This window comes from Desulfovibrio sp., from assembly GCF_035644575.1.
GTDB lineage: Bacteria > Desulfobacterota > Desulfovibrionia > Desulfovibrionales > Desulfovibrionaceae > Desulfovibrio.
Genome location: NZ_DASQOG010000197.1, coordinates 1 through 6,760, shown reverse-complemented (window position 1 = coordinate 6,760; position 6,760 = coordinate 1). Strand labels below are relative to the sequence as shown.

Sequence of the window (6,760 nt, the reverse complement as noted above, 5' to 3'; positions counted from 1 at the left end):
ATTCACCAGTTACAAGCACAGTGCTGTCCGTGGGCGCAACCTTGCCGAGAACCTTGAAGACTTCGGCGAGGCTGGTGCTCTGGCCGATAATGCCGCTGGTATTCAACTCCATGTGTGCATTCTCCGCGTGCATATCCTTTCCTGTGTCAATACACTGACACGCACTGGATTACCAGTAAAAATGCGCCTATTTTACCGCATTTACCTTCAGCCATGCTGCATTTAGCCATGACCGATTCGCCGATACGCATTGCCGCCCCCTCAAGTACCCCTGCCCGCTGCCCGACCCTGCCACCGTGTCCACTCGACGCTTCGCGCGCAGAAGTTCTGGAATCTCTGGCCCAGGGCCGCAATCTGGTGCTCAGCGCCCTGCCGGGAGCGGGCAAGAGCAGTCGTGTTCCCCTCTGGCTCATGGGGCAGCCCTGGCTTGAGGGCCGCCGTATTCTGCTGCTTGAACCACGGCGCGTGGCGGCCCGCACGCTGGCACGCTACATGGCGGCCCTGCTGGGTGAGGAACCGGGCGGCACGGTGGGCTACCGCATGCGTGACGAAAGCCGCGTCAGCAGCCGCACCTGCGTGGAGGTTGTCACCGAGGGCGTGCTCACGCGCATGTTGCAGGATGATCCCGAGCTGCCGGGCATAGCCTCTGTGATTTTTGACGAATTTCATGAACGCTCGCTCACTGCCGATACCGGGCTTGCCCTCTGCCTTGAGAGTCAGGCTGCGTTGCGCCCCGACCTGCGGCTGATCGTCATGTCCGCCACGCTGGATGTGCAGGCAGTGGCAGGCCTTATGGGAAGTTGCCCTTCCGTTGTGTGCGACGGCAAGACTTTTCCCGTGCAGATGCGGCACCTGCCGCCCAAAATTCGCGCAGGGCAGATTGTGGGCGGCGGCCCTCTGTCTGCTGCCGGGGCAGGGCCGCTGCTGTGGCGGCACATGGCTGATGTAATCCTGCACCTGCTGCGTACGGAACAGGGCAGTCTGCTCGCTTTTTTGCCCGGCGCTGGCGAAATCCGCCATCTTGCAGCCCTGCTTGAGGGCACTTTGCCTGCTGATGTGGCCCTGTGCCCGCTCTATGGCAATCTTAGCGCCAGAGAGCAGGACGCGGCCATTGCGCCCGCCCCACAGGGGCAACGCAAGGTGGTGCTTGCCACCTCCATTGCCGAAACATCGCTGACCATTGAGGGCGTGAGGCTTGTGGTGGACAGCGGCCTTGCGCGCCTGACGCGCTTTGACCCGGCCAGCGGCCTCACCCGCCTTGTGACAGAGCGCGTGTCGCTGGCTGGTGCAACCCAGCGGGCCGGACGCGCCGGACGCATTGAACCTGGCATCTGTTGCCGCCTTTGGGCAAAAGAGCAGGAAAACGGCATGCGCCCGCACATCCGCGCTGAAATTCTGGATGCCGACCTCACCGGGCTCGCCTTGCAACTGGCGGTCTGGGGCGTGACCGATCCGGGCTCGCTCGCATGGCTCGACACGCCGCCCCCGGCCCATCTGGCTGTTGCCAAACAGAGCCTTCTGGCATTGGACGCGGTGGATGCCCAGTTGCGGCCAACGGCTTTGGGCCGCAGCATGGCCGCATTGCCCCTTGCGCCGCGCACGGCGCGCCTGCTGCTGTGGGGACGCGACAATTCCCTTGCCGCATTGGCAGCCTGTATCGCCGCTCTGCTGGAAGAACGCGACCCGCTGGCCTTTGCCGCTGGCAAAAGCAAGGGCGGCATGCCCGCAGCTGGCGCGGGATGCGATGTGCTGCGCCGCCTCGACTGGCTGTGCCGCGATAACGCTTCGGGCAAGAATGCGGATGCCGCCCGTGAGCGTGTGCGCCGTCTGGCGCAACGGCTCACGCGTCAGATTGATCGGCATGAGGAGAAAGGTTCCCGGCCTGCGGCGCAGGGACAATCCAACAAAACGGGCAACATTTTTTCCGCAGCTCTCGCTCAGGCCGCAAGCCTCGGGCAACTACTGGCTGTGGCGTGGCCGGAACAGGTCGCCATGCGTCAGACAGACGGTCAGCCGCAGAGCAGCGGCAAGGGAAATTTTACAGGAGGTGTGGCCCCCATGACGCCCTATCTCCTGCGCAGCGGACGGGCCGCCCAGATAGCCAGCGATGATCCCTTGGCGCGGCTGCCCTTTCTGGCCATTGCAGAAGTTGACGGCGCAGCGCCACGCGGGCGCATCCGCCTTGCCGCCGCCCTTTCGCTCGATGATCTTGCAGCGCTTTTCAGCATAGATATTTGCAACGAAGACAAGCTGACGGTTTCAGATGCCGGGCTGGTCAGCGCCAGGCGGCAGCGTGTTCTGGGATCTCTGGTTCTGGAAGATGCCCCACTGCCCCGGCCCCTGCCCGACCAGTGCGCGGCGGCCCTGTGCGCCCATGTGCAGAACAGGGGGCTGGAATGCCTGCCGTGGGATGATGACGCAAAACAATGGTGCGCGCGGGTAAGCCTGCTGCGCGAGCTGGATGGCGAGGCATGGCCCGATGTTTCCGATGCCGCCCTGCTGGCGACTCTCAATGACTGGCTCGCGCCAGCCTTGCAGCAGGCGCTCGAAAGGTCAGCCGGGCAAGGCAAACAGGGGCGCGCCAATTCGCAGGCGGCGCTCGGGCCGGAGCAATTGCTGGATGCCCTGCGCCGCCTGCTGCCGGGGAACCTTCACCGGATACTTGAACGCCAGGCCCCCACGGAATGGCAGGTGCCGTCAGGGGCCATGCGCCCCATTGTGTATGGTGAAGACGGAGGCCCCTGGCTGGCCGCCAAGTTGCAGGAACTATTCGGCTGTGTGGACACGCCGCGTATAGCTGATGGGCGCGTGGCTCTGGTGCTGCGCCTCAATTCGCCCGCAGGCCGCCCCTTGCAGGTCACGCGCGATCTGGCCCACTTTTGGCGCAATGGCTACCCCGCAGTGCGCGCAGAAATGCGGGGCCGCTATCCCAAGCATCCCTGGCCGGAAGATCCGGTTAACGCCGTGGCCACGGTTCTGACCAAGAAACGGCTGGCCGAGCGGCAAAAAAGTTGACGCGCCCGCAAAACTTCCATCGCAACAAGCCCTCTGTTGGTGCGCCCGGTCGCGCTACCAAGCGCCTAAAAAACACCGCGCCCCGTTAACTGCCGCACGAATTCGCGCGCGCGTTGCTCGCTGTAGTATTCCTGCTTCTGTTGCACAAAACCCACATGCCCGCCGTGCGGGGCAACCTCCAGATGCAGATGCGCGCTCTGCCCCGCCGTCTGCCACGGATAACACGAAGGCGCGCAAAAAGGGTCGTCCGCTGCCATGAGCAGCAGGGCAGGTACGCTTATGCAGGGCAGGTCGGGCAAAACCGTATTCTTTTCCCAATAATCTTTGGCTGATGCAAAACCAAAGGCGGGTGCGGTAAAACGCTCGTCAAACTCCGCAAAAGTATGGATTTTTTCCACGCCTTCAACTGAAGGATAGGAAGGAAAACGCTCGGCCTTTTCGCGCACTTTTTTACGCAGTGTGCGCAAAAAATAGCTCATGTAGATGCGGCAGGCAGGGCCGTCCATGACCGGTGCCGCAGCGGAAAGATCGCACGGCACAGACACAACCACAGCCGCCCGCACCTGCGGCGAAACCGGCCCACGTCCCAGATAACGGCAAATCTGGTTGCCCCCCATGCTGAAACCAGCCAACAGCAAGGGGCGGTCAAACTGCTCGGCAAAGCGCACCACCGTTTCCAAATCTTCAATCTCGCCCATATGATACAGGCGTGCTGTGCGGTTGCTCTCGCCCGAGCAGGAGCGCATGTTCCAGGCCAGCACGTCAAAGCCTTCGGCCCGCAGGGCATTGGTCATGCCCAGTACATACTTGCGGCGGCTGTTGCCCTCCAGCCCGTGCGAAATAACAGCCATGCCCCTGCCCTGCCCAAAAGGCAGCTCCACCCTGTCTTTTCCGAGCGAGGGATGCTGATCCACATCAAGAAAGTCGCCATCAGGCGTTTCCAGGCGCACCCGGCGCACAGAAGACGACATTTGCGGCTTTTCACGAAAGAGCACGGGCCACATGGTGTTGGCGTGGCCGTTGCGCACAAACCACGGCGCAATGTATGTTGAAGCAAGAACTGGCATGACAATCCCGGTAAAAGATAGCGGCGAAGCCGCGCTGGCAGATTCAGACAATGGCGGTTTGACGGCACACAAGGGCTTGGCAGCCGCCAAAGCCTCGTATACCTTCGCCGCATGCACAACAAAGCTCCCCAAAATAGCGCCACGCGCAAAATTCTGTCAAATCCGGCACGTCAGGCCTTTACCCAGCAAACACCCGACCCCAAGGCTGCACCCGCTGCGCCTGCGGCACCTTCTGAAAATACGTTGCCAGCCAACCCCACGGCCAGGGATTCTACGCAACCCTCGCCACCAAAAAGAAAGAACACACAGCCAGTGCAAGGCGGCGGAACACGCTGCCCGGATGTAGCCGATGTGCTGATTCTGGGCGCGGGCGCTGCGGGGCTTATGTGCGCCCGCGAGGCGGCATCAAAAGGCTTGAGTGTTGTACTGCTGGAGCGTGGGTCTGTGCCCGGGCGCAAACTGGCCGTGAGCGGCGGCGGCAAGGCAAACTTTACCAACCGCACAGTCAGCCCCAAGGACTACCGGTGCGACGGAAGCAGGGGCAATGCATTTTGCGCCCCAGCCCTCAAGGGCTTTACGCCGGAACGCATGCTGCGCCTTGTGCAGGAATGGAACCTGCCCTTTGAGGAACGCACCCACGGCCAGCTTTTTCTGACTGTTTCCGCGCAACGGCTGGTCAGGGCGCTGACGGACGACTGCCGCAAGCACGGCTGCGTTATTGCCTGCGGCACCACAGTATCAGCAGTAGAGGCGCGGGCAGATGGTTTTTCTGTGCAGACGGAGGGCGGCTCGTGGCGCGGCAAGGCTCTGGTGCTGGCGCTGGGCAGCCCGGCATGGCCGCAGGCTGGTGGCAGCGGTGCCGGCTATCGGCTGGCGGAAGAACTGGGGCACAGCATTGTTGTGCCACGCGCTGTGCTCACGCCCCTGCGCCTTAATTCGGATTCGCCCCTGCTCGGCCTTACGGGCATCAGCCTGCCTGTGGGCGTTACCTTTGGGCAACACCACTGGGAGGATGATCTGCTGTTCACCCATGAGGGGCTCAGCGGGCCAGCAGCCCTCAAAGCATCCCTCTATTGGACCGAAGGTGCTGCAATCACGCTGAATTTTTTGCCGGAGCAGGATGTTGCCGCGCTTATGAATGCGCCGCAGGCTGGCAAACAGACCCCACGCGCGCTGCTGGCAAGGCTTCTGCCCCAAAGGCTTGTGGACGCCCTGCTGCCTGAGGAAAGCGCGAGGCGCAAGGTGGCGGAACTTCCGCGCGCGGCCCGCGTGGCAATTGTGGAAGCCGTGCAGCGGCACACGGTAAGTCCGCAAGCTACAGCGGGGCTCAAAAAGGCAGAGGCCTGCTCCGGCGGCGTAAATACCGACGAAGTAGACCCCAAGACCATGCGCAGCCTGCTGCAAAAAAACCTGTTTGTGGTGGGCGAACTGCTGGACGTTACAGGCCTGCTGGGCGGCTACAACCTGCACTGGGCCTGGGCCAGCGGCATGGCAGCCGCCAGAGAACTGGCCCGCAGCACTACCGCTAGGGCAGATGCGCCAGCCAAGGATTAAACGGCAGGCAGCTCACTGCATACCCCCAGCGTGGCAACGCTAGATGCGGTTGCAGTAGACGTTTTCCAGAAAATGCTCCATGGCTTCGTCCGCCTGACGGATGTAGTCCTGAAGCGGAAACTGGGCATTGCAAGCTGGGCAGTACATATAGACTTCGTGGCAGGTGCGGGCGATATGCAGGGGCGCGCCGCAGGTCGGGCATACAAGAGTAGTCTTGACATCACGGGGTGCAAAAAAAGCCATGGCGATTCTTTGTGTTAGAAGTATTGTTTGAAGTGCTGGCCGGGCTGAGGCTGACGCTGCAAGCTGCTTCCATCACCCATCAGGGCCATTGGTCATGAAACTGGGGCAAGCCGCCGTGGCCCGCCAAATTCGGTGGCGCAGCGTAGCTTATCCTTAGAGCATTTGCCCCATATTTTTGTCAACATGGGCCAGATGCAGCAAACCCCATGCCGTCATAATGGACTGGCCATAAAAAATGCCCGCAAATGCCCGGTTCCCTAGGCTCAAATTTGTTATTGCGTCCGCCGTCCGCTCATGCCATAGACGTACAGCCATATTGTTGTAGATGTGGCATAACCAGAAGAAACGGATACGAACATGAAAAAGCTCCTTATGGCTGCCGTGGCCCTTTCGCTGATGACTGCTCCCTGCCTCTTCAGCACTGAAGCCAACGCCGCTAACACCGCTCCGGCAACTGTTGCAAGTGGAACCAAGGCACCCAAAGCCAGCAAGGCCAGCAAGGCGAAGGCTCCCGCCAAAGCAAAAAAAGTTTCTGCCAAGGCTCCCGCCAAGGCAAAGAAAGCTCCTACAAAGAAAAAGACGCAGGCAATCTAATTCTTGCTGTCAAAAAGGCCGGTTTAACCGGCCTTTTACAGTTTAGATTAATGCGTTATTGAGTGCATAATCAACTAACAGCAGAATAATGCACGCTCGGGAATGTAAAAATACCACCTAATGCGGAGCAATTCAGTCAGTTTTTATCGTTTGGCAATCATTTTTGAAGCCAATGCAGATAATACTTGACGATTTTTTTGCTTAACAGTACTGTTCGCCCTTATTCATAGGGTGCAGTATTTCTTTTTGCCAGAGACTTTGCGTGGGTAAGGCTTCAAGCGGAAAGT

At 60.7% G+C, this 6,760-nt stretch carries 5 protein-coding genes and 1 pseudogene; 3 read left to right on the top strand and 3 right to left on the bottom strand.

Translation table 11 applies throughout. The features are described from left to right. Positions 1-112: pseudogene (locus VEZ52_RS11065) on the bottom strand (sigma-54-dependent Fis family transcriptional regulator); the annotation flags it as partial. 116 nt (positions 113-228) lie between these two features. Between VEZ52_RS11065 and hrpB the strand changes: the two are divergent. Then, positions 229-3,015, top strand: a complete 2,787-nt coding sequence (gene hrpB / locus VEZ52_RS11060) for an ATP-dependent helicase HrpB (RefSeq protein WP_324836860.1) — start codon at positions 229-231, stop codon at positions 3,013-3,015. A 65-nt stretch (positions 3,016-3,080) separates the two neighbouring features. On the opposite strand, the gene VEZ52_RS11055 is transcribed toward hrpB, so the two are convergent. Further along, positions 3,081-4,082 (bottom strand): YheT family hydrolase, encoded by a 1,002-nt coding sequence (locus VEZ52_RS11055; RefSeq protein ID WP_324836859.1) that lies wholly within the window; start codon positions 4,080-4,082, stop codon positions 3,081-3,083. A 111-nt stretch (positions 4,083-4,193) separates the two neighbouring features. Between VEZ52_RS11055 and VEZ52_RS11050 the strand changes: the two genes are divergently transcribed. Continuing rightward, positions 4,194-5,636 (top strand): aminoacetone oxidase family FAD-binding enzyme, encoded by a 1,443-nt coding sequence (locus VEZ52_RS11050; protein WP_324836858.1) that lies wholly within the window; start codon positions 4,194-4,196, stop codon positions 5,634-5,636. A gap of 39 nt (positions 5,637-5,675) precedes the next feature. Here the strand turns inward: VEZ52_RS11050 and VEZ52_RS11045 are convergent, their stop codons facing one another. Continuing rightward, positions 5,676-5,879, bottom strand: coding sequence for a dual CXXC motif small (seleno)protein (locus tag VEZ52_RS11045; RefSeq protein ID WP_324836857.1), 204 nt, complete (start codon positions 5,877-5,879; stop codon positions 5,676-5,678). A 357-nt stretch (positions 5,880-6,236) separates the two neighbouring features. Between VEZ52_RS11045 and VEZ52_RS11040 the strand changes: the two genes are divergently transcribed. Further along, entirely contained in the window at positions 6,237-6,473 is a 237-nt protein-coding gene (locus tag VEZ52_RS11040; RefSeq protein ID WP_240824472.1) for a hypothetical protein, read from the top strand. Positions 6,474-6,760: the final 287 nt, after the last annotated feature.

What these genes read in the sequence shown, in the direction of transcription:
- hrpB (WP_324836860.1), top strand. Translation starts at nt 229, where the DNA reads ATGACCGATTCGCCGATACGCATTGCCGCCCCCTCAAGTACCCCTGCC.
- VEZ52_RS11055 (WP_324836859.1), bottom strand. Translation starts at nt 4,082, where the DNA reads ATGCCAGTTCTTGCTTCAACATACATTGCGCCGTGGTTTGTGCGCAAC.
- VEZ52_RS11050 (WP_324836858.1), top strand. Translation starts at nt 4,194, where the DNA reads ATGCACAACAAAGCTCCCCAAAATAGCGCCACGCGCAAAATTCTGTCA.
- VEZ52_RS11045 (WP_324836857.1), bottom strand. Translation starts at nt 5,879, where the DNA reads ATGGCTTTTTTTGCACCCCGTGATGTCAAGACTACTCTTGTATGCCCG.
- VEZ52_RS11040 (WP_240824472.1), top strand. Translation starts at nt 6,237, where the DNA reads ATGAAAAAGCTCCTTATGGCTGCCGTGGCCCTTTCGCTGATGACTGCT.